This window comes from Mesorhizobium sp. U510 (assembly GCF_059180695.1).
This window is the reverse complement of record NZ_CP180532.1, coordinates 1,629,461-1,650,453: the sequence shown is the minus strand read 5'-3', so window position 1 is coordinate 1,650,453 and position 20,993 is coordinate 1,629,461. Positions and strand designations below refer to the sequence as shown.

Genomic DNA, 20,993 nt, shown 5'->3' with positions numbered 1-20,993 from the left:
ACCATCGCCTGAAAATCAACATGCCCTAGTCGGCGCCCAGACCGTAGCGCTCGACGACCTCGGCATTGATCAGCTTGGCGTGCAGAGCCATCAGCACGATCTGTGCGTCGAAACTGTCGCCGGCTTCCACCGCGGCCTCGATCCGGCGTTCGACGTCCTGCCGCTGCTGCAAACCTTGCGAGCTTTCGAAGGTTTCCGGACCGGCGATGCAATAGCTGAACAGCAGCGCCACGTCCGGATAGGCCTGTGGCGGCGGCTCGTCCGGCCAGCGATCCTTCATCAGATTGACGATTGTGAGCTTCACGCCCTCCGGCACGAGGGCGGGGTGCAGGTCGGCGCCGCGCAAGGCGGAATCGAGCTGCCTCAGATCACCCGAGCGGCCGAACATGCCGAGAAAGCCGAGGGAAGAGCGTCGTTGCGCCATGATGTTCCAATCCGTTTCCAACCACTTAAGTGGTCGGGAAGCGGAATACAAAGCGGGCTGGCATCTAGCCACTTACCGCCAGCAGCAAGACACCGGCAAGGGCCGATCCAGCGAGCGTCGGCAGCATGCCGATCTTCAGCTTCAGGATGGCGATCATCGCGGCCAAGGACAGCAGCGCCGCGCGCCAGTCGATCGACGCAAGCACCGGCACATTCATGCCGAGGCTCATTGCGTGCACCTCACGGAAGACGACGTGCAAGGCAAACCACAAAGCGAGATTCATGATGACGCCGACAACAGCGGCGGTGATCGCGCCGAGCGCCGCCGACAAGGCCCTGTTGCCGCGCAAGGCCTCGATATAGGGCGCGCCAAGGAATATCCAGAAGAAGCACGGCGTGAAGGTCACCCACAGGGTCAGCAGCGCTCCGAGCGATCCGCCAAGCAATGGGTTCAGTGACCCGGAGTGACGGAACGCGGCGATGAAGCCGACAAACTGCAGCACCAGGATGAGCGGGCCGGGCGTGGTCTCGGCAAGTCCGAGACCATCAACCATTTCACCGGGAGCCAGCCAGCCGAATGACTGGACGGCGGCCTGCGCGACATAGGCCAGCACCGCATAGGCGCCGCCGAAGGTGACGACCGCCATCAGGCTGAAGAACCGGCCTATCTCGGTCCACACACTGGCAGAGCCGGTGAACCACCAGATCAGGAGGACCGGTCCGAGCCAAATCGGCAGCCAGATCGCGACAGTGCGCGGCGCATGCCATCTGGTCGGTTTGACATGGGACAGTTCGCCGCGCTCGAACATCAGGTCGACGGCGCCCTTGATATCGGGACCATCATCCTTGCCGTGCGCCGAACCGGAGAAGAGACCCGGAGCGAGGCGGTCTCCCAGCCATCCTGTCAGGCCGGCGAGCAGGATGATCAGCGGGAACGGCACATTCAACGCGTAGATTGCGATGAAGGCCGCGACCGCGATCGACACCATGGCCGGGTTTTTCAGGGCGCGCCGTCCGATGCGGATCACCGCCTCGATGACGATGGCAAGCACCGCCGCCTTCACCCCGAGGAAAAGCGCCTCGACGAGCGGAATGTCGCCATAGAGCACGTAGAGGCTGCTCAGGATCAGCATGACGAGCGCGCCGGGCACGACGAACAGGATGCCGGCGACAAGACCGCCGATCGTCCTGTGCAGCAGCCAGCCGATATAGATGGCAAGTTGCTGGGCTTCCGGGCCAGGCAAAAGCATGCAGTAGTTCAGCGCATGCAGGAAACGCTGTTCACCGATCCAGCGCCGTTCCTCGACCAGTTCCCTGTGCATCAGGGCGATCTGCCCGGCCGGCCCGCCGAAGCTGAGCAGTCCGATCTTCGCCCAGACCTTGACGGCTTCGGCAAAGGTCGGCACAGCCGGCGCCTCGACGTTCCCCGACCCATGTGCAGGCACAACGGCGCTCATGACGGTTTACCCGCGCTGGGCCAATTGTGCGTTTCCTCGGTGGCATCGCGGCACCAGCGGAAGAACGCATCGTAGAGCAGCATGCCTGCTTCCAGTTGTTCCAGATCGTCGCGAAACATCCGCGACAGGCCAAGCGAAGCAGCCAGAAAGCCGGCGGCCTGGGGCGCCAGATCGAGCCTTGCGGTGTCGGCCGCGCGCACGATCGCGGCGAGGCGGTCGAGTGCGGTGGATTCCAGCCCGAATTCCTCGATCATCGTATCGAAGGTGCAGCGTTCACCGCGATGGCTCCAGAACACATTGTCGATGTCGAACGGCACGGCCTGAAAGCGGTCAGCGACAGCCGGCACTTCGGCTGCCTCGACGAACAGGAAGACCGCATGAGGATCGACGAAACGCCGGATCAGCCAGGGGCAAGCGATGCGGTCGACCTTCGGGCGTGCCCGTGTCACCCATACGGTATGGCCCTTTTCGTCGCGCGGTGGCAATTTGTCGGTGCTGACCAAAAGCCCGTCTGCCTCGCGCCAGGCTTCGAAACCCCCTTCAAGGGATTCGGCGGGAATCCCCTCATGACGCAGCCATGCGGCGACACCTTGCGAGAGCTTCAGGCCCTTCTGGCAGACGACCGCCACAGGCTGGCCGGCGAAATCGGGCGCCCAGGTCGGAACGGTTTTGAAATCGCGCCGGATCGAGGCCGGCAGCAGGCGTGGATCGGCGTCGAAATCCTCATCGATGCGAACATCGACGATTACCGGGGCTCCCGGCAGGCCGACCAGACGAGACAGTTGCGATACGGTGATAGCGGTTGTTGACGGCATGGCGTCCACCTCCTGATAGAGAAGCTTGGACGCGAACGTTGGGCTGACGCCTCACGGGGTCGTCGCGATGCACCCCTTGGCCACAATGGTGGATTTGTTGCGAGCGCTTGTCAAGGATCGTGACCGGCCTCGACCGGGACAAACCACACAGAACTGAAAACGGCGGCGGCGGCCCGATTGACCAGGCCGCCGCCGATTTAGCGTCAGTGATTGTCCCCGGAGCAATCAGTGATTGTCCCTGGGCACGCCCCTGGTGTGCGCGACATCCTGGTACTTCACCGCCGGCTTCAACACCATGCCCTGGTCGAACTGGTCGACCATGCCGCGCTGGATTTCCTGCCACGGCGTCTGGTGCTGCGGATAGTGGTAGCCGCCATTGCCCTGCAGCGCCGCGCGCCGCTTGGCGATCTCTTCGTCGCTGACCAGGATGTTGGCGGTGCCCTTGTTCAGGTCGATGCGGACGCGATCACCTGTCTTGAGCAACGCCAGTCCGCCGCCAATGGCAGCTTCCGGCGAGGCGTTGAGAATCGACGGCGAGCCCGACGTGCCCGACTGGCGGCCGTCGCCGATGCAGGCCAGCGCATGGATGCCCTTCTTGATAAGGTATGCCGGCGGCTGCATGTTGACGACCTCGGCGCCACCGGGATAGCCGACCGGGCCGGCGCCGCGCATGAACAGGATCGTGTGTTCGTCGATGCCTTGCGCCGGATCGTCGATGCGTGCGTGGTAATCCTCCGGCCCGTCAAAGACCATGGCGTTGCCTTCGAAAGCTTCCGGGTCCTTCGGATTGGAGAGGTAGCGCTCGCGGAATTCCGGCGAGATGCCGCTGGTTTTCATGATCGCCGAATCGAACAGGTTGCCGCTGAGGTTGATGAAGCCGGCATTGACCTTCAGCGGCTTGTCGACGCTGCGGATGACATCGGCGTTTTCGACCACCGCCGCCTTGCAATTGTCGCCGATCGACTTGCCATTGGCCGTCAGGGCATCGGGATGCGGCAACAGCCCGCCCTTCATCAGCTCGGCCACTACGGCCGGCACGCCGCCGGCGTGATGATAATCCTCGCCGAGATACTCGCCCGTCGGCTGCAGATTGACGAGGAGCGGCACCTTGAGGCCGATCTCCTGCCAGTCATCATTGTCGAGCTGCACGCCGAGATGGCGGGCAATGGCGTTGAGATGGATCGGCGCGTTGGTCGAGCCGCCGATCGCCGAATTGACGACGATGGCATTCTCGAAGGCCTTGCGCGTCATGATGTCCGACGGTTTCAAATCCTCATGCACCATGTCGACGATGCGCTTGCCCGTCTCGTAGGCGATCTGCCCGCGCTCGCGGTAAGGGGCCGGGATGGCGGCCGAGCCCGGCAGCTGCATGCCGAGCGCTTCTGCCAGCGAATTCATCGTGGTGGCGGTGCCCATCGTGTTGCAGTAGCCGGTGGAGGGCGCCGAGGAGGCGACGATATCCATGAACTCGTCATAGTCGATCTCGCCGGCCGACAGGCGCTGGCGCGATTCCCAGACGATGGTGCCGGAGCCGGTGCGCTTGCCCTTGTGCCAGCCGTTGAGCATCGGGCCGACCGACAGGGCGATGGCCGGGATGTTGACGGTGGCCGCCGCCATGAGCAGCGCCGGCGTCGTCTTGTCGCAACCGATGGTCAGCACGACGCCGTCGAGCGGGTAGCCGTAGAGCACCTCGACGAGGCCTAGATAGGCAAGGTTGCGGTCAAGGGCCGCGGTCGGGCGCTTGCCGGTCTCCTGGATCGGATGGCATGGGAATTCGAAGGGAATGCCGCCCATCGAGACGATGCCTTCGCGCACGCGCTTGGCGAGCTCGATATGGTGTCGGTTGCAGGGCGACAGATCCGAGCCGGTCTGGGCGATGCCGATCAGCGGCTTGCCCGACATCAGTTCGGCGCGCGTCAGCCCGTAATTCAGGTATCGCTCAAGATAGAGCGCCGTCATGCCGGGGTTGTCAGGGTTGTCGAACCACTCCTGCGAGCGGAATTTTTTCTTCTTGGTGGGGGCGCCGGCCATCACGGTCTCCGTATTTGTATGACAAATCGATATGACAACGCGTCAATGCAAGCAAGGGGCACACGCGTTCCCAACCCGCACTTTGGTGCGATAGACACAACAGCACCTCTGCGCTAGGGCTTCAAACCATTGTTTCCGGGAGGTTCTTGATGGCTTTGGTGATCGAAGGCGAGGAACGCATTGCCGCACCCCTGCAAAAAGTCTGGGAAGCGCTGAACGATCCCGAGGTTTTGAAGGCGACCATTCCCGGTTGCCAGAGCCTCGACATGAAGTCGCCGACCGAGATGGCCGCGACGGTGGTGCTGAAGATCGGGCCTATCAAGGCCACCTTCAACGGCGAAGTGACGCTGAAAAATCTCAAGCCGCCGCATTCCTACACCATCCAGGGCGAAGGCAAGGGCGGCATTGCCGGCTTCGCCAAGGGCGGCGCCGACGTGACGCTGACCGAGGATGGGCCGGATGCCACGGTGCTCAAATACGCGGCCAAGGCCGATGTCGGCGGCAAGATTGCCCAGCTCGGCAGCCGGCTGATCGAGTCGACGTCGAAAAAACTGGCCGGGCAGTTCTTTTCGAGTTTCGGCGAGAAGGTCGGCGGCTGACCGTTTCGCTGCGAGGTCACTCGAAGACGATGCTCGGCACTGCCGCTTCGGCCGCGCCTCGTTCCTCATTGACCCTGTCCCAGACCTTGGCGGCGATGTCGCGATAGGCTTTGGCCTCCGCGCTATCGGGCTTCGAGACAACCACCGGCTGCCCGGCATCCGAGCTTTCGCGGATGCCCATTTCCAGCGGCACTTCGCCGAGGAAGGTGACGCCGAGGCGTTCGGCCTCGCGGCGCGCGCCGCCATGGCCGAAAATGTCGTAGCGCTTGCCGGTATCGGGCGCGATGAAATAGCTCATGTTCTCGACGATGCCGAGCAGCGGTACGTCGACCTTCTTGAACATGTTCAGCCCCTTGCGGGCATCGATCAGCGCCAGGTCCTGCGGCGTCGAGACGATGACGGCGCCGGCCAGCGGCACCTGCTGCGCCATCGTCAGCTGCGCGTCGCCGGTGCCGGGCGGCATATCGACGACAAGCACGTCGAGCCGGCCCCATTCGACCTCGCGAAGCATCTGCGTCAGCGCCGACATCACCATCGGCCCGCGCCAGATCATCGGCGTCTCCTCATCGACGAGGAAGCCCATCGACATCACCTTGAGGCCGTAATTCTCCATCGGCTTCAGGATCTTGCCGTCAACCGTCTGCGGCCGGCCATGGATGTTGAGCAGCTTCGGCATGGACGGGCCGTAAATGTCGGCATCGAGCACGCCGACCCGCAAGCCGTTGGCGGCAAGGCCAAGCGCCAGATTGACGGCGGTGGTCGACTTGCCGACACCGCCCTTTCCGGAAGCAACGGCGATGATCGCCTCGATACCGGGCACGCCGCGCTTGCCTGAACTTTGCGACGCTGGAGCATGCGGCGCGAGGCGCGGGGCGGCAGCGGCGGGTGGTGCCGGTCTGGCCGCAGGGCGCGTTGGCACCGGGGCCTCCATGCCGCCGCCCTTCTTTTCCGCCGTCAATGCCACCACGGCGCCGGCGACGCCGGGAATTGCTTTCACCACGCGCTCCGCGGCGGAGCGCAGCGGTTCCATTTCCTGCGCCCTGGCGGCGGGAACGGTGATCGAGAAGAAGACTTTCGAATCGGCGATGAAAATCTCGGAAACCATACCGAGATCGACGATGTTGCCGGTGAAGTCCGGTCCGTTGACCGTCTTCAGGCGCTCGGTGACGATTTCCTTGGTGACGGACATGATCTTTCCTCGGCGTTTGGCAATGCAGATAGTGCAGTTTCCGGCGAGAACCAAGCCGTGACGCAAAGGCTTGCCCGGCGTGCCACGGAAAACGACCGATGCTGTCGGATTCTTGCCGGATGACGCTTCCGGCCGATGGCCAAACGGGCCGCGTGCCCTATTTCGTTTGCCTGAACGAGGACACGACAATGCGGGAAGGAGACGGTCATGCTCGAGAAAAGCAACGCAACGGCCAATCTCGCCGTCAAGGACCTGGCAAAGGCAAAGGCCTTCTATGAAGGCACGCTAGGCCTCAAGCAGATCGACGACATGGGCGGCGAGCTTGTCGTCTACAAAAGCGGCGACACGCTCATCAATGTCTATCATTCCCAATTCGCAGGTACCAACAAGGCGACGGCGGTGACGTGGACGGTAGGCGATCAGATCGAGACTGTCGTCAAATCATTGAAATCGAAAGGCGTTGTCTTCGAGCATTACGAAATGCCCGGCCTGACGATCAAGGGCGACATCCATGTCGGCCAAGGCATGAAAGTCGCCTGGTTCAAGGACCCGGACGGCAACATCCTGAACCTCGTCGACAAATAGGCTTCGGCGCTCCGCGTCAGCCTGCCAGGCTTGTGACGAAATAAGTGAGAGCCGAAATCGCCGCCGTCGCCGGCAAGGTGACGATCCAGGCGATGACGATGTTGCCGGCGATGCCCCAGCGCACCGCCGAGACGCGGCGGGCTGCGCCGACGCCGATGATGGCGCCGGTAATCGTATGCGTGGTCGATACGGGAACGCCGAGCCAGGTGGCGGCGAACAGCGTGATGGCGCCGCCGGTTTCGGCGCAGAAGCCCTGCATCGGATTGAGCCGGGTGATCTTCGAACCCATTGTGTGGACGATCCGCCAGCCGCCGAGCAGCGTGCCAAGCGCCAGCGCCGACTGGCAGGTCAGGACGACCCAGAGCGGCACGTAGAATTTCTCGCCGAGCATGCCTTGCGAATAGAGCAGCACGGCGATGATGCCCATGGTCTTCTGCGCATCGTTGCCGCCATGGCCGAGCGAATAGAGCGAGGCGGAAAAGAACTGCAGGACGCGAAAGGTGTTGTCGACGGCGAACGGCGTCTGACGCACGAACAGCCAGGAAACCACCAGGATCAGGACGAGCGCCAGCGCAAAACCGGTCGCCGGCGAGAGCACGATCGCGGCGACCGTCTTGCCAAGTCCCGACCAGACGATGGCACCGATGCCGCCCTTCGCAACACCGGCACCGACCAGCCCGCCGATCAGCGCGTGCGAACTGCTCGAGGGGATGCCAGCGATCCAGGTTACGATGTTCCAGACGATGGCGCCGACGAGGGCCGAGAAGATTACCGCCGGCGTGACGATGCTGACGTCGACGATGCCCTTTCCCACGGTCTCGGCGACATGAAGGCCGAAGAACATGAAGGCGATGAAGTTGAAGAAGGCCGCCCAGAGCACTGCATATTGCGGCCTGAGCACGCGTGTCGAGACGATGGTGGCGATGGAATTGGCGGCGTCGTGCAAACCATTGAGAAAATCGAAGAACAGGGCGACGGCGACGAGGCCGGCCAGCAGGGGAAAGGCGATCGCGGCATCCATCGTCTAGACGTTCTCGATGACGATGCCGCTGATCTCGTTGGCAACGTCCTCGAAACGGTCGACCACCTTTTCCAGCTGGCCATAGATCTCGCTGCCGATCAGATAGGCCATCGCATCACCGCGGCCATGGCGCCTGAACAGATCCTTCAAACCCTGCTCATGCAAGTCGTCGGCCCGGCCTTCGGCGCGCATCACCTCCTCGGCAAGGGCGTTGAGGCGTGCGCTGTTGGCACCGACCTTGGCGAGCAGCGGGATTGCTTCCGCGACCAGCCGGGCGGCGTCGACGATGACGGCGCCCATTTCCTGCATCAGCGGATCGAACTCCCTCTTCTCGAACAGCCTCACCGTCTTGACGGTCTTGTGCATCATGTCGATGGCGTCATCCATCGACTGGATCAGATCCTTGATGTCGCCGCGATCGAAAGGCGTGATGAAAGAGCGCCGCACGGCAAGCAGGACCTCCGCCGTGATATGATCGGCCTCGTCCTCGAGATCGACGATCGTCTGGCACCAGCGATCGATGTCCTTGCCCTGAAGCAGTTGCTGCAGCGCTTCCGCGCCGCCGACCACCGTGCGGGAATGCCGCTCGAACAGCTCGAAGAAACGATCTTCGCGCGGCAGCAGCTTGCGGAACCAGCCCAGCATGTCAGTCTCCCATCGCGCCCGGTTCACGACCGTTTCATTGACATAGCGCCGCATGACGCCGCGGGAAACAGTAAGCCGGCTGAAAGATGTGGATGCGGAACGATTACGCATGGCGCTTGCGGCAAAGGCGAATTTCCCCGAGCCTGCGCATGACGACCGGAAGGATGGCATGATCGACAAACTCGAATTCTTTATCTCATTGGCCAAGGAAGAGCATTTCGGCCGGGCGGCGGAAGCCTGTGGGGTCACCCAACCGACCTTGTCGGCTGGGATCAAGCAGCTGGAGGGACAACTCGGCGTCATGCTGGTCAATCGCGGGTCGCGGTTCCAGGGCCTGACGCCGGAAGGCAAGCAGGTGCTGGTCTGGGCGCGCCGCATCGTCGGCGATTCAAGGGCCATGCGAGAGGAGATGCGCGCGGCGCGCCACGGCCTTTCCGGACGCATCCGCATTGCCGCCATCCCGACCGCGCTCGCCATGGTGGCGCGGCTGACGACGCCGTTTCGCGAAAAGCACCCCGGCGTCACCTTCTCGGTGCTGTCGCGCACCTCGATCGAAGTCTTGTCGCTGCTCGGCAATTTCGACATCGATGCCGGTATCACCTATCTCGACAACGAGCCGCTCGGGCGGGTGACCAGCGTGCCGCTCTATGACGAGCGCTATCAGCTGATCACTGCGGTCGGAAACCCCTATTCCGACCGCGACAAAGTGACATGGGCCGAGATCAGCCGGTTGCCGCTGTGCCTGCTGACGCCGGACATGCAGAACCGCCGCATCATCGACCAGCATCTGGCCGAGGCCGGAGTGCAAGTGCGGCCGACGCTCGAATCCAATTCGATGATCGTGCTGTTCTCGCACATCCACACCGGCAAATGGTCGTCGATCATGCCGCTCAACCTCGCGGAAACATTCGGCTTTTCAGAGCCGATCCGGGCCATTCCGATCGTCGAGCCCGACGCCAGCCACACGGTCGGCCTGGTAGCCGCGCCGCGTGAGCCGCACACGCCGCTGGTGCAGGCGCTGCTGGACGAGGCAATGGCGCTGGCAGACGATTTCCGCGCCCATCGCTAGGGTAGAGAATGGCGGCTGAGCGGGCTTGATAGAAAATTTCTATCAAGCGACGGATCAGCTTTATTGATTTCGCTGGTTTCCTCTGTTTTTGTAACGACTTAGCGCTGGAGCGCTACCGACCAGGGAGGGCGCTGCATGACGATGCAGCCTGCAAGTACCGAGATCGCATCGCGCACGGCGGCGATTATCCAAGAACTGAAAGGCCTAGAAGGCCCGCTGCTGCCGATCCTGCACGAGATCCAGGAAGAATTCGGCCATGTGCCGCAGGCGGCACTGCCGGTCATCGCCGATGGGCTGAACCTCTCCAGGGCCGAGGTGCACGGCGTCGTCACCTTCTACCATGATTTCCGTGCCCGGCCGGCCGGGCGGCATGTTCTCAAGCTGTGCCAGGCGGAAGCCTGCCAGTCGATGGGCTCGGATGCCGTCGCCGCCAAGATCAAACAGTTGCTGGGCATCGGTTTCCACGAGACCACCCGCGACGGATCGGTTACACTCGAGCCGGTCTATTGCCTCGGGCTTTGCGCCTGTTCGCCGTCGGCGATGCTCGACGGCGAGGTGATCGGGCGGCTCGATGACGAGAAGATCGACGAGATCCTTGCCGAGGTGCGCTCATGATCCCCCGCATCTACATTCCCGGCGATTCCGGCGCGTTGGCGCTCGGCGCTGAAAAGGTCGCCAAGGCGGTTCGCACGGAACTCGCAGAGCGCGGCATCGAGGCCAAGATCGTGCGCAACGGATCGCGCGGCGCTTATTTCCTCGAACCGATGGTCGAAGTGGCGACCGCCAACGGCCGCGTCGCCTACGGGCCGGTCAAGCCTTCCGACGTCAAGAGCCTGTTCGACAGCGGCTTCCTCACCGGTGGCCACCACAAGCGCTGGCTCGGCGCGCCCGACAAGATCCCGTTCCTGGCCAAGCAGACCCGGCTGACCTTCGCCCGCTGCGGCATCAACGATCCGCTGTCGCTCGACGCCTACAAGTCGCTTGGCGGGCTTAAGGGGCTGCAGAACGCCGTCGCCATGACGGCGGCCGACATCGTCAAGCAGGTTACGGACTCGGGCCTGCGCGGCCGCGGCGGCGCCGGCTTCCCGACCGGCATCAAGTGGAAGACGGTGCTGGATACGACATCGGAGCGCAAATACATCGTCTGCAACGCCGATGAGGGCGACAGCGCGACTTTCGCCGACCGCATGATCATGGAGGGCGACCCCTTCGTGCTGATCGAGGGCATGACGATCGCCGGCATCGCCACAGGAGCGACCAAGGGCTTCGTCTATATCCGCTCGGAATATCCGCATGCGGTGGCGACAATGAACAAAGCCGTCGAAATCGCCCGCAAGGCCGGTGTCCTCGGCGTCAATGTGCTGGGTTCGCCCAACGCCTTCGACATGGAAATCCGCGTCGGCGCCGGCGCCTATGTCTGCGGCGAGGAAACCTCGCTGTTGAACAGCCTCGAAGGCAAGCGCGGCGTGGTGCGCGCCAAGCCGCCGCTGCCGGCCATCCAGGGCCTGTTCGGCAAGCCGACGGTGATCAACAACGTCATCAGCCTCGCCTCGGTGCCGATCATCATGGACAAGGGCGCCGCCTTCTACAAGGATTTCGGCATGGGCCGCTCGCGCGGCACCATCCCGATCCAGATCGCCGGCAACGTCAGGAATGGCGGCCTGTTCGAAACCGCCTTCGGCCTGACGCTCGGCGAGATCGTCGATGACATCGGTGGCGGCACGGCCACCGGCCGTCCGGTGAAGGCAGTACAGGTCGGCGGCCCGCTTGGCGCTTATTTCCCGCGCGCCCTGTTCGACACGCCGTTCGACTACGAGGAATTCGCCAAGCGCGACGGGCTGATCGGCCATGCCGGTATCACCGTGTTCGACGACACGGCCGATATGCTGAAGCAGGCGCGCTTCGCCATGGAGTTCTGCGCCATCGAAAGCTGCGGCAAGTGCACGCCCTGCCGCATCGGCTCGACGCGCGGCATCGAGACCATCGACAGGCTTGCCGCCGGGATCGAGCCGGAAAAGAACCTCGCGCTGGTCACCGACCTCTGCAACACGATGAAGTTCGGTTCGCTGTGCGCACTGGGCGGCTTCACGCCCTATCCGGTGATGAGTTCGATCACGCATTTCCCCGAAGATTTCAAGCCCGCGCCGGCGCGCGTGGCTGCTGAGTAGGAGCTGGCAGATGAACATCAAGGCCGACTTCCCATCGCTCGTTGAAGAGATCGACTACGGAACCCCGGAATCGCGGGCGCAAAAACAGGTCACGCTAAGCGTCGACGGCCGCAGCATCACGGTGCCGGAAGGCACCTCGATCATGCGCGCCGCGATGGAAGGCGGGGTCGAGATCCCGAAACTCTGCGCCACCGACATGCTGGACTCGTTCGGCTCGTGCCGCGTCTGCCTGGTCGAGATCGAAGGGCGCGGCGGCACGCCGGCCTCCTGCACGACGCCGGTCGGTGAAGGCATGGTGGTGCGGACGCAGTCCGACCGGCTCGACGCGATCCGCCGCGGAGTCATGGAGCTTTACGTCTCCGACCATCCGACCGGCTGGAACGAGAAGGCCGGCACCGGCGCCAGCGAATTCGACACGGTGGCGAAGTCGGTCGGCCTGACCGAAAACCGCTACGGCGTCGAGGGCCGCAACCACGTCAAGCAGGAAGAAGACGGCGTGGCGCCCGGCCATGGCTCGCTGGCGGTCGACTACATCGCCCGCGACGAATCCAATCCTTATTTCACCTATGATCCGGCGCAGTGCATCGTCTGCTCGCGCTGCGTGCGGGCGTGCGAGGAGGTGCAGGGCACCTTCGCGCTGACCATCGAGGGCCGCGGTTTCGAATCGCGCATGGTCGCCGGCATGCATGAGGATTTCATCGCTTCCGAATGCGTGTCCTGCGGCGCCTGCGTGCAGGCCTGCCCAACCGACGCGCTGCGCGAGAAGACGGTGCTCGAGAAGGGCATGCCGGAACGCTCGGCCGTCACCACCTGCGCCTATTGCGGCGTCGGCTGCTCGTTCAAGGCCGAGGTGAAGGACGACGAAGTCATCCGCATGATGCCTTACAAGGACGGCAAGGCGAACCACGGCCATTCCTGCGTCAAAGGCCGTTTCGCCTATGGCTACGCCACGCACAAGGACCGCATCCTGTCGCCGATGATCCGCGAGAAGATCTCCGATCCGTGGCGCGAAGTGAGCTGGGAAGAGGCGATCGCCCACACGGCCAAGGAATTCCGCCGGATCCAGTATCAGTACGGCCGCACCTCGATCGGCGGCATCACCTCCTCGCGCTGCACGAATGAGGAGACCTATCTCGTCCAGAAGCTGGTGCGGCAGGGTTTCCGCAACAATAATGTCGACACCTGCGCCCGCGTCTGCCATTCGCCGACCGGCTACGGGCTCGGCCAGACCTACGGCACCTCGGCCGGCACGCAGGATTTCGATTCCGTCGAATTCACCGACGTCGCCGTCGTCATCGGCGCCAATCCGGTTTCCGCCCATCCGGTGTTCGCCTCGCGTCTGAAGAAGCGGCTGCGCCAGGGCGCGAAGCTGATCGTGCTCGATCCGCGCCGCACCGAGATGGTCAAGTCGGCGCATGTCGAGGCCGACTATCACCTGCCGCTGAAGCCCGGCACCAACGTGGCGGTGCTGACGTCACTGGCGCATGTCATCGTCACCGAAGGGCTTTTCGACGAAGCCTTCATCCGCGAACGCTGCGACTGGACGGAGTTCCAGGACTGGGCCTCCTTCGTCGCCTTGCCGGAGAACAGCCCCGAGATCGTCGGCAAGCTTTCCGGCGTCGACCCGGAACTGATCCGGGGGGCCGCGCGGCTCTACGCCAAGGGCGGCAATGGCGCGATCTATTACGGCCTCGGCGTCACCGAGCACAGCCAGGGCTCGACCACGGTGATGGCCATCGCCAACCTCGCAATGGCTACCGGCAATATCGGCCGGCCGGGCGTCGGCGTGAACCCGCTGCGCGGCCAGAACAATGTGCAGGGCTCGTGCGACATGGGCTCCTTCCCGCACGAACTGCCCGGCTATCGCCACATCTCCGGCGAAGCCGTGCGCGACATCTATGAGAGCCTGTGGGGCGTGAAGCTGGACGACGAACCCGGCCTGCGCATTCCCAACATGCTGGACGCCGCCGTCGACGGCTCCTTCAAGGGCATCTACATCCAGGGCGAGGACATCCTGCAGTCCGATCCCGACACCAAGCATGTCGCGGGCGGTCTCGCGGCCATGGAATGCGTCGTCGTGCACGATCTCTTCCTCAACGAGACCGCGAACTACGCGCATGTCTTCCTGCCGGGTTCGACCTTCCTGGAAAAGGACGGCACCTTCACCAATGCCGAGCGCCGCATCAACATGGTGCGCAAGGTGCTGGAACCGAAGGCGCGCTATGCCGATTGGCAAGCGACGCAGGAGCTAGCCCGCGCGATCGGGCTCGACTGGAACTACACGCATCCCTCGCAGATCATGGACGAGATCGCCCAGACGACGCCGAGCTTCGCCAATGTCTCCTTCGAGTTGCTCGACCGCGTCGGATCGGTGCAATGGCCCTGCAACGAGAAGGCCCCGCTCGGAACGCCGATCATGCACATTGACGGTTTCGTGCGCGGCAAGGGCAAGTTCATCCGCACCGAATATGTCGCGACGGACGAGAGGACCGGGCCGCGCTTCCCGCTGCTTTTGACCACCGGCCGCATCCTCAGCCAGTACAATGTCGGCGCGCAGACGCGGCGCACCGACAACGTCATGTGGCACGCGGAAGACCGGCTGGAGATCCATCCGCACGATGCCGAAAACCGCGGCCTGCGCGATGGCGACTGGGTGCGGCTGACCAGCCGCTCGGGCGAGACGACGCTGCGGGCGCTGATCACCGACCGGGTGTCTCCCGGCGTGGTCTACACCACCTTCCACCATCCCGACACGCAAGCCAACGTCATCACCACCGACTTCTCGGACTGGGCGACCAACTGTCCGGAGTACAAGGTGACGGCAGTGCAGGTCGGCGCCTCCAATGGCCCGTCGGACTGGCAGCGCGAGTACGATGAGCAGGCCAGGAACAGCCGCCGCATCGCCTCGCTGCAGGCGGCCGAGTAGTCTGGCGGCCTCGCGGTCGGAGGAAACAGGGGTGACCCAAAAGGAAGCCTACGAAAAGCTTATGCGCCTGTGTGAAAAGCAAGGCGCCGACCTGAATCAGTTTTTGTTCGATATTCAGGAGCATGCGGCCAAGGAAGACTTCGACAAGCTTCGCCGCATTGTCGGAAACATAATGGGCCTTGGACACTACAAGGCGTTCGAGATGATCGCGCACGACGTTCCAGAGTTGACGCCAAAGTGGATGAAGCAGGACTAATGCGCTCCCGCCAGCCGATCAGCCAGACTTCCCGCCTCGCGCACCGCGCCAGCGGTACGGCTGTTGCCAACCGCATGGTGCCGGAGGAGACGCCGGTGGCGTTTTCCTTTGCCGGAACCACGCATGCGGTGATGATGGCGAGCCCCGCCGACTTCGAGGATTTCGCGCTCGGCTTCTCGCTGACGGAAGGCATCATTGCCGACCCGCAAGAAATCGAGGCGATCGAGGTCGAGGATCATGGCGCCGGCATCGATATCCAGATCCGGCTCAAGGATAAGGCCAATACACGCTTCGAGGCGCGGCGGCGCAGGCTTGCCGGGCCGGTTGGCTGCGGGCTGTGCGGCATTGAATCCATCGAGGAAGCCATGCGCTCCGTCGACGCTGTTGGTGCGTCAAAACTTACGCTTGATACCGACGACATCGTCCGCTCCGTCAAGCTGTTGTCGAAGGTGCAGCCGCTGCATCAGGAAACCGGAGCCGTGCATGCCGCCGGCTTCTATATTCCCGGCAAGGGCGTCGTCATGGCGCGCGAGGATGTCGGCCGCCACAATGCGCTGGACAAGCTGGCCGGGGCGTTGGCCAAAGCCGGCATCGACGGTGCGTCGGGCGCTGTCGTGGTGACGTCGCGCGTGTCGGTCGAGATGGTGCAGAAGACGGCGGCGATCGGCTCCGCCTTCATCATCGCTGTCTCGGCGCCGACCGCGCTTGCCATCCGCACGGCCGATGAGGCCGGCATGACGCTGGTCGCCCTGGTGCGCGGCGAGGATTTCGATGTTTTCACCCACCCCGACCGGGTGGTTTTGGGAGTTGCCCAGCATGTCGCATGACGAAGACCACATCACGAGCACCAGCGAAAAGCTGGTGCGCATGGCCAACCAGATCGCGGCCTTCTTCCATTCCAAGTCACGCGAGGAAGGGGTTGCCGGCGTCGCCGAGCACATCAACAAATTCTGGGAACCGAGGATGCGGCGACAGTTCTTCGAACTGCTGGATAGCGGCGAAGGGTTCGATGAACTCGTCGTGGCTGCATCGGCCAGGATCAAGCGGCCGATCACGCCAGCCGAGGCCGATCTGAAGCTCGGACTCACCCCCTCCCCGGCAGACGTCGCCGCGTCACAAAAGTAGCCGCAGCGGGCGGTCCCGGTATACATTCACTTTCGCTAAAGTTTGAGCTGCCGCTATCGAAGCGGCTCTGCTATGGTTGACGATCAGAAATCGTCAGGCCGGCGGAAGAAACTCGTGAGGCCGATCGAGACCCGATATGCCCTCAGCGGCGAGGCGCGGATCGCCTATCAGGTGGTCGGCCAGGGTTCGCTTGATCTCGTCTTCGTCCCGGGCTTCATTTCCAATCTCGACCTGCATTGGGAAGACGAGGGCTATACAAGGCTCTTGAGGCGGCTTTCGGCGTTCTCGCGGCTGATCCTGTTCGACAAGCGCGGCACCGGCCTTTCCGACCGTGTCGATGCGCACAACCTGCCCAGTCTTGAAACGCGCATGGACGATGTGCGCGCGGTGATGGACGCCGCCGGCAGCGGTCGTGCTGCCCTGCTTGGCGCTTCAGAAGGCGCGCCGATGGCAATGCTGTTCGCCGCCACCTATCCCGAGCGGACGCGCGCGCTGGCGCTCTATGGCGGCTATGCGCATTTCCACAAATGGGTGATGCCGCCCGAACGCCTCAACGCCTTCATCGCCACCGCCGAGACGGCCTGGGGCACCGGTGCCACCTTGCCGAATTTCGCGCCGGGCCGGGTCGACGACGCGCATTTTACCCAGTGGTGGGCGCGTTTCGAGCGGCTGTCGGCGAGCCCGACGGCAGCGGCGGCACTGGCGCGAATGAATGCGGAAATCGATGTACGTGGTGTGCTGGCGGCGATCAGCGCGCCGACGCTGCTGATCCATCGCCGCAACGATGCGCGGGTCGATCCCGACGCCAGCCGTTTCCTGGCCAAGAAAATCCCGAATGCGCGGCTGGTCGAGATTCCCGGGCGCGACCATCCGATCTGGACCGGCGATGTCGACCGGGTCGCCGACCTGATCGAGGAATTCCTGACCGGCGAGCGCGCCGTCGCCGGAGCCGACCGCGTGCTGGCGGCACTTCTGGTGACGCGCATCTACGATACGACGCGGATGGGCGACCGCGTGTGGAGCGAACGCAGCGAGCGCTTCCAGGAAACCTGGCGGTTGCTGGTCGGGCGCCATGGCGGCCGAGCGCTGGGCACCCAGGGCGAGATGATGATTTCGCGCTTCGATGGACCGGCGCGCGCCATACGCTGTGCAGCGGCGCTGCGCGAGGCAGCGCAAGGGATCGGCGTGGCCAGCGCGCAGGGCGCACATGTCGGGGAGATCGAACTGCGCGGGCCGCCGGTGGGGCTGACGGCCCGCGTGACGATGCAGATCGCCGCGCGCGCCAGCCGGGGCGATATCCTGGCGTCGCGGCTGGTCGCTGATCTGGCAACCGGCTCAGGCCTGCATTTCGAAGACGCCAGCCGGGTCACGCTGGACGATCTGGACGAGCCCATGGCGCTGGTGCGGGCAATGTCGGAACAGCATCTGGAGCCTGACTGCCGCGCCAGGACCAAAACGACCGAACCGTCCGTGCTGACGGCGAGGGAAAGCGAGGTGGTGAGCCTGATTGCCGACGGCAAGAGCAATGCCGCGATCGCAGCCGAGCTCAGGCTGAGCGAACACACGGTCAAGCGCCACGTCGCCAACATATTGCTCAAGCTCGACCTGCCGTCGCGAGCGGCGGCGGCGGTATTCTCGGTCCGGCACACTGGCCCGGACGGGCCATGAGAGCCATGGCGCTTTCGGGCGAAGCGGCCAGGCGGATGTAAGCGCTATCAATTCCCCCATGCAGGCCAGGCGGATATCGCCGGAAGGGCACTGCGAACGGAGGATGAAATGCTCAAGTCAAAACTGAATGTCAGATCACTTGTGATCGCGGCAGGGATTGGCGCGCTGCTCACGATCTCTCCCGCGAAGGCCGAGGATGCGTCGGCGACAGCCGCCTACAAGGACATCCAGGCGACGCTCGGCTCCGTGCCGGACATGTTCAAGACACTGCCTGACGTCGCCATCGCCGGTGCCTGGGCCGAGATCAAGGGCGTCCAGCTCAACCCGAAAACCGCTCTGGACGGCAAGACCAAGGAACTGATGGGCCTCGCGGTGGCCTCGCAGATACCTTGCCAGTACTGCATCTATTTCCATACCGAGGCCGCCAAGCTCAACGGCGCGAGCGACGAGGAGATCAAGGAGACGATCGCGATGGCGGCGATCGTGCGCCACTGGTCGACAATGCTCAATGGCAGCCAGGTCGATCTCGCCACGTTCAAGAAGCAGACCGACGATGTCTTCGCCGCCGTCAAGGCGAAGTCGCAGTGAAAATCCCTGCCTGGCGGCGAGCGTCGGGCAGTCCCTACTGAATATCAACCGCCCGATCGTGAAGACGGGCACATGGAGGATAAGATGCTGACCAAGACTCAAGTCGTGGATGGCGCGGCGATCAAGAAGGCGATCGAGAGCCGCGATGGTAAGATGCTGTCGAGCTTCTATGCCGACGACGCGTTGGTGCGGGTGATCGACCGCAACAACCCGCCGAGCAAGCCGCGCGAAGTCCGCGGGCGCGCGGCGATCGCCACCTTCTGGGACGACATCTGCAGCCGGGCGATGACCCACAAGGTCGACACCACGATCGCCGACGGCGACAGCCTCGCCTTCACCCAGGCCTGCGCCTATCCGGACGGCACGAAAGTGTTCGCCGCCGCGATGCTGGAGCTGAAGAACGGGCGGATCGCGCGGCAGACCGTCGTGCAAGCCTGGGACGAATAGGCAAACAGCCGCCAACTCAACCTTGGGAGGAACCAACATGTTCAGCGCCAGATGGCAGATCGACGCGAAGTTCGGGCATAAACAGACCGTGCTCGACCTGTTGAAGAAATGGGAACGCGAGATCGGCTCGCAGGTCGGCCTCGCCGAGCTGAAGTTCCAGATCATGACCGGATCGATCGGCGCACGCGAAGCGACGGTCGAGTCGCATCATCAGGTGGAAAGCCTGGCCCAGCTGGAGGCGATGTTCGCCAAGATCAGCAAGATCGACGCACACGCCAAATGGGGCAAGGAGATGGAGCCCTATGTCGTGTCAGGCACCAGCCTGTGGAACATCTATCGCATCGTCGAGTAGCGATGCGCGACGGTCTTACCTCCCCCTGTGGGAGAGGTCGGATTGCCCCCATTTGTCCTTCACAAATCGGTTGGCAATCCGGGTGAGGGGTAAGCCGGCGCCAAGCTGGAACACCCCTCAACTCGACGCTGCGCGCCGATCCACCGCCCGAGGCGAGTCACGGGCCTCGCCCGTCCTTCGGACCCCACAAGGGGGGAAGGACGGGCGTGCTATGCGTGCGCAACCATGACATGCCGCACGGCGGTATAGTCTTCCAGCGCGTAGAGCGACATATCCTTGCCGTAGCCGGACTGTGGCATCTCGTTGGTCAGCATGAAATGGGTGTTGATCCACGTGCAGCCATATTGCAGACGTGCCGCCGTCGCCATGGCGCGCGAGACGTCCTTGGTCCACACCGATGACGCCAGGCCGTAGTCGCTGTCATTGGCCCAGTTAACCGCTTCGTCGACTTCCGTGAAACGGGTGATCGAGACGACCGGGCCGAACACCTCGCGGCGTACGATTTCGTCCTCCTGCAGCGCGCCGGCGACGACGGTCGGCTGATAGTAGAAGCCGGTGCCCTCGCCCGGCTTGCCGCCGGTGGTGATCTCGATGTGCTTCAATTCCGAGGCGCGTTCGACGAAGCTCGACACGCGGTCGCGCTGGCGGCGCGAGATCAGCGGGCCAATCTCGTTTTCGGTGTCGTCCGGCTGGTTGTACTTGATGGTCGAGACCGCCGAGGACAGATCGGCGACGAGCTTGTCGTAGATCTTCTTGCCGGCATAGATGCGGCAGGCCGCGGTGCAGTCCTGGCCGGCATTGTAGTAACCGAAGGCGCGCAGGCCGTTGACGACGGAACCTAGATCGGCGTCGTCGAAGACGACGACGGGCGCCTTGCCGCCGAGTTCGAGATGCGTGCGCTTGACCGATTTGGCGGCCGCCTGCAGCACCTTCTTGCCGGTGGCGACATCGCCGGTGATCGAGATCATGTTGACCTTGGGATGGTTGATCAGCGCGTTGCCGACGCTATCGCCGCGGCCGAGCACGACATTGACCACGCCTGCGGGGAGGATTTCGGCCAGGATCCTGGCCAGCTTCAGCGCCGTCAGCGGCGTCTGCTCCGACGGCTTGAAGACGACGGTGTTGCCGCCGCCGATCGCCGGCGCCAGCTTCCAGGCCATCATCATCAGCGGGTAGTTCCAGGGCGCGATCGAGGCGACGATGCCGATCGGATCGCGCCGCACCATCGAGGTGTGGCCGGGAAGATATTCGCCGGCGACGACGCCCGGCATCGAACGGACCGCGCCCGCGAAGAAGCGGTAGCAGTCGACGATGCCCGGAATCTCGTCATTGAGCACGGAATTGATCGGCTTGCCGCAGTTCAGCGCCTCGAGAGCGGCGAAGTCCTTGGCCTCGGCCTCGATGCGGTCGGCGATCTTGAGGAGATAACCAGAGCGCTGCGCCGGCGTTGTGCGCGACCACAAGACGAACGCCTGTTCGGCGGCCGCCACCGCCGCCTCGATCTGCGCCTGGCTGGCCTCGGGCAGGTTGAGAATGGTCGCCCCGGTCTTCGGATTGAGGATCGGCTCCTCAGTCTCGGCGCCGTTCTCGAATTTCGAGCCGATCAGCATCTGGGTGTCCATGGACGTC

At 63.8% G+C, this 20,993-nt stretch carries 21 protein-coding genes; 13 read left to right on the top strand and 8 right to left on the bottom strand.

Annotated elements, in window-relative coordinates; all coding sequences use genetic code 11:
• Positions 1 to 25: 25 nt before the first annotated feature.
• The 4 genes from ACLGL5_RS09980 to ACLGL5_RS09965 all read right to left on the bottom strand — a co-directional run bounded on the left by ACLGL5_RS09980 (position 26) and on the right by ACLGL5_RS09965 (position 4,726).
• Positions 26 to 424, bottom strand: a complete 399-nt coding sequence (locus ACLGL5_RS09980) for a hypothetical protein (RefSeq protein WP_027047704.1) — start codon at positions 422 to 424, stop codon at positions 26 to 28.
• A 64-nt stretch (positions 425 to 488) separates the two neighbouring features.
• Positions 489 to 1,880: a chromate efflux transporter gene (gene chrA, locus ACLGL5_RS09975; protein WP_019862972.1), complete on the bottom strand. Its 1,392-nt coding sequence runs from the start codon at positions 1,878 to 1,880 to the stop codon at positions 489 to 491.
• The gene (locus ACLGL5_RS09970; RefSeq protein WP_027047703.1) at positions 1,877 to 2,695 is read right to left on the bottom strand and encodes a chromate resistance protein ChrB domain-containing protein; all 819 of its coding nucleotides are present in this window, start codon (positions 2,693 to 2,695) and stop codon (positions 1,877 to 1,879) included. Before ACLGL5_RS09970 ends, chrA begins: the two co-directional genes overlap by 4 nt.
• Before the next feature lie 225 nt (positions 2,696 to 2,920).
• Positions 2,921 to 4,726 (bottom strand): IlvD/Edd family dehydratase, encoded by a 1,806-nt coding sequence (locus tag ACLGL5_RS09965; protein WP_019862970.1) that lies wholly within the window; start codon positions 4,724 to 4,726, stop codon positions 2,921 to 2,923.
• 149 nt (positions 4,727 to 4,875) lie between these two features.
• On the opposite strand from ACLGL5_RS09965, the gene ACLGL5_RS09960 reads away from it, so the two are divergent.
• Positions 4,876 to 5,325 carry an SRPBCC family protein gene (locus ACLGL5_RS09960; protein WP_019862969.1) on the top strand — a complete coding sequence of 150 codons (450 nt, stop codon included), beginning with the start codon at positions 4,876 to 4,878 and terminating at the stop codon, positions 5,323 to 5,325.
• 16 nt (positions 5,326 to 5,341) lie between these two features.
• Here ACLGL5_RS09960 and ACLGL5_RS09955 read toward each other — a convergent pair whose 3' ends face one another.
• Entirely contained in the window at positions 5,342 to 6,514 is a 1,173-nt protein-coding gene (locus tag ACLGL5_RS09955) for an Mrp/NBP35 family ATP-binding protein (protein ID WP_069090898.1), read from the bottom strand.
• Between the two features lie 207 nt (positions 6,515 to 6,721).
• Here ACLGL5_RS09955 and ACLGL5_RS09950 point away from each other — a divergent pair, with 207 nt between their 5' ends.
• The gene (locus ACLGL5_RS09950) at positions 6,722 to 7,099 is read left to right on the top strand and encodes a VOC family protein (RefSeq protein ID WP_064984538.1); all 378 of its coding nucleotides are present in this window, start codon (positions 6,722 to 6,724) and stop codon (positions 7,097 to 7,099) included.
• A gap of 16 nt (positions 7,100 to 7,115) precedes the next feature.
• Here the strand turns inward: ACLGL5_RS09950 and ACLGL5_RS09945 are convergent, their stop codons facing one another.
• Entirely contained in the window at positions 7,116 to 8,120 is a 1,005-nt protein-coding gene (locus ACLGL5_RS09945; protein WP_038651914.1) for an inorganic phosphate transporter, read from the bottom strand.
• 3 nt (positions 8,121 to 8,123) lie between these two features.
• Positions 8,124 to 8,765 (bottom strand): DUF47 domain-containing protein, encoded by a 642-nt coding sequence (locus ACLGL5_RS09940; protein WP_027047702.1) that lies wholly within the window; start codon positions 8,763 to 8,765, stop codon positions 8,124 to 8,126.
• 169 nt (positions 8,766 to 8,934) lie between these two features.
• Between ACLGL5_RS09940 and ACLGL5_RS09935 the strand changes: the two genes are divergently transcribed.
• The 11 genes from ACLGL5_RS09935 to ACLGL5_RS09885 all read left to right on the top strand — a co-directional run bounded on the left by ACLGL5_RS09935 (position 8,935) and on the right by ACLGL5_RS09885 (position 19,364).
• Positions 8,935 to 9,834, top strand: a complete 900-nt coding sequence (locus tag ACLGL5_RS09935; RefSeq protein WP_038653788.1) for a LysR family transcriptional regulator — start codon at positions 8,935 to 8,937, stop codon at positions 9,832 to 9,834.
• A 135-nt stretch (positions 9,835 to 9,969) separates the two neighbouring features.
• Complete coding sequence (locus tag ACLGL5_RS09930; protein ID WP_019862961.1) at positions 9,970 to 10,449, top strand: formate dehydrogenase subunit gamma; 480 nt, start codon at positions 9,970 to 9,972, stop codon at positions 10,447 to 10,449.
• The gene (locus ACLGL5_RS09925) at positions 10,446 to 12,002 is read left to right on the top strand and encodes a formate dehydrogenase beta subunit (RefSeq protein ID WP_069090897.1); all 1,557 of its coding nucleotides are present in this window, start codon (positions 10,446 to 10,448) and stop codon (positions 12,000 to 12,002) included. The genes ACLGL5_RS09930 and ACLGL5_RS09925 overlap by 4 nt, the downstream gene beginning before the upstream one ends.
• Before the next feature lie 10 nt (positions 12,003 to 12,012).
• Entirely contained in the window at positions 12,013 to 14,928 is a 2,916-nt protein-coding gene (gene fdhF, locus ACLGL5_RS09920; RefSeq protein WP_019862959.1) for a formate dehydrogenase subunit alpha, read from the top strand.
• A 31-nt stretch (positions 14,929 to 14,959) separates the two neighbouring features.
• Entirely contained in the window at positions 14,960 to 15,184 is a 225-nt protein-coding gene (locus ACLGL5_RS09915) for a hypothetical protein (protein ID WP_019862958.1), read from the top strand.
• Entirely contained in the window at positions 15,184 to 16,011 is an 828-nt protein-coding gene (gene fdhD / locus ACLGL5_RS09910; RefSeq protein WP_064984532.1) for a formate dehydrogenase accessory sulfurtransferase FdhD, read from the top strand. The genes ACLGL5_RS09915 and fdhD overlap by 1 nt, the downstream gene beginning before the upstream one ends.
• Positions 16,001 to 16,309: a formate dehydrogenase subunit delta gene (locus ACLGL5_RS09905; RefSeq protein WP_019862956.1), complete on the top strand. Its 309-nt coding sequence runs from the start codon at positions 16,001 to 16,003 to the stop codon at positions 16,307 to 16,309. Before fdhD ends, ACLGL5_RS09905 begins: the two co-directional genes overlap by 11 nt.
• 114 nt (positions 16,310 to 16,423) lie before the next feature.
• Positions 16,424 to 17,977, top strand: a complete 1,554-nt coding sequence (locus ACLGL5_RS09900) for an alpha/beta fold hydrolase (protein ID WP_069093260.1) — start codon at positions 16,424 to 16,426, stop codon at positions 17,975 to 17,977.
• Positions 17,978 to 18,085: 108 nt separating this feature from the next.
• Complete coding sequence (locus ACLGL5_RS09895) at positions 18,086 to 18,565, top strand: carboxymuconolactone decarboxylase family protein (RefSeq protein ID WP_019862954.1); 480 nt, start codon at positions 18,086 to 18,088, stop codon at positions 18,563 to 18,565.
• A gap of 84 nt (positions 18,566 to 18,649) precedes the next feature.
• Positions 18,650 to 19,012: a nuclear transport factor 2 family protein gene (locus ACLGL5_RS09890; protein WP_027047699.1), complete on the top strand. Its 363-nt coding sequence runs from the start codon at positions 18,650 to 18,652 to the stop codon at positions 19,010 to 19,012.
• A 37-nt stretch (positions 19,013 to 19,049) separates the two neighbouring features.
• Positions 19,050 to 19,364, top strand: a complete 315-nt coding sequence (locus ACLGL5_RS09885) for a hypothetical protein (protein WP_010913185.1) — start codon at positions 19,050 to 19,052, stop codon at positions 19,362 to 19,364.
• A 209-nt stretch (positions 19,365 to 19,573) separates the two neighbouring features.
• Here ACLGL5_RS09885 and ACLGL5_RS09880 read toward each other — a convergent pair whose 3' ends face one another.
• Positions 19,574 to 20,986: a gamma-aminobutyraldehyde dehydrogenase gene (locus ACLGL5_RS09880; RefSeq protein WP_069090896.1), complete on the bottom strand. Its 1,413-nt coding sequence runs from the start codon at positions 20,984 to 20,986 to the stop codon at positions 19,574 to 19,576.
• Between the last annotated feature and the right edge of the window lie 7 nt (positions 20,987 to 20,993).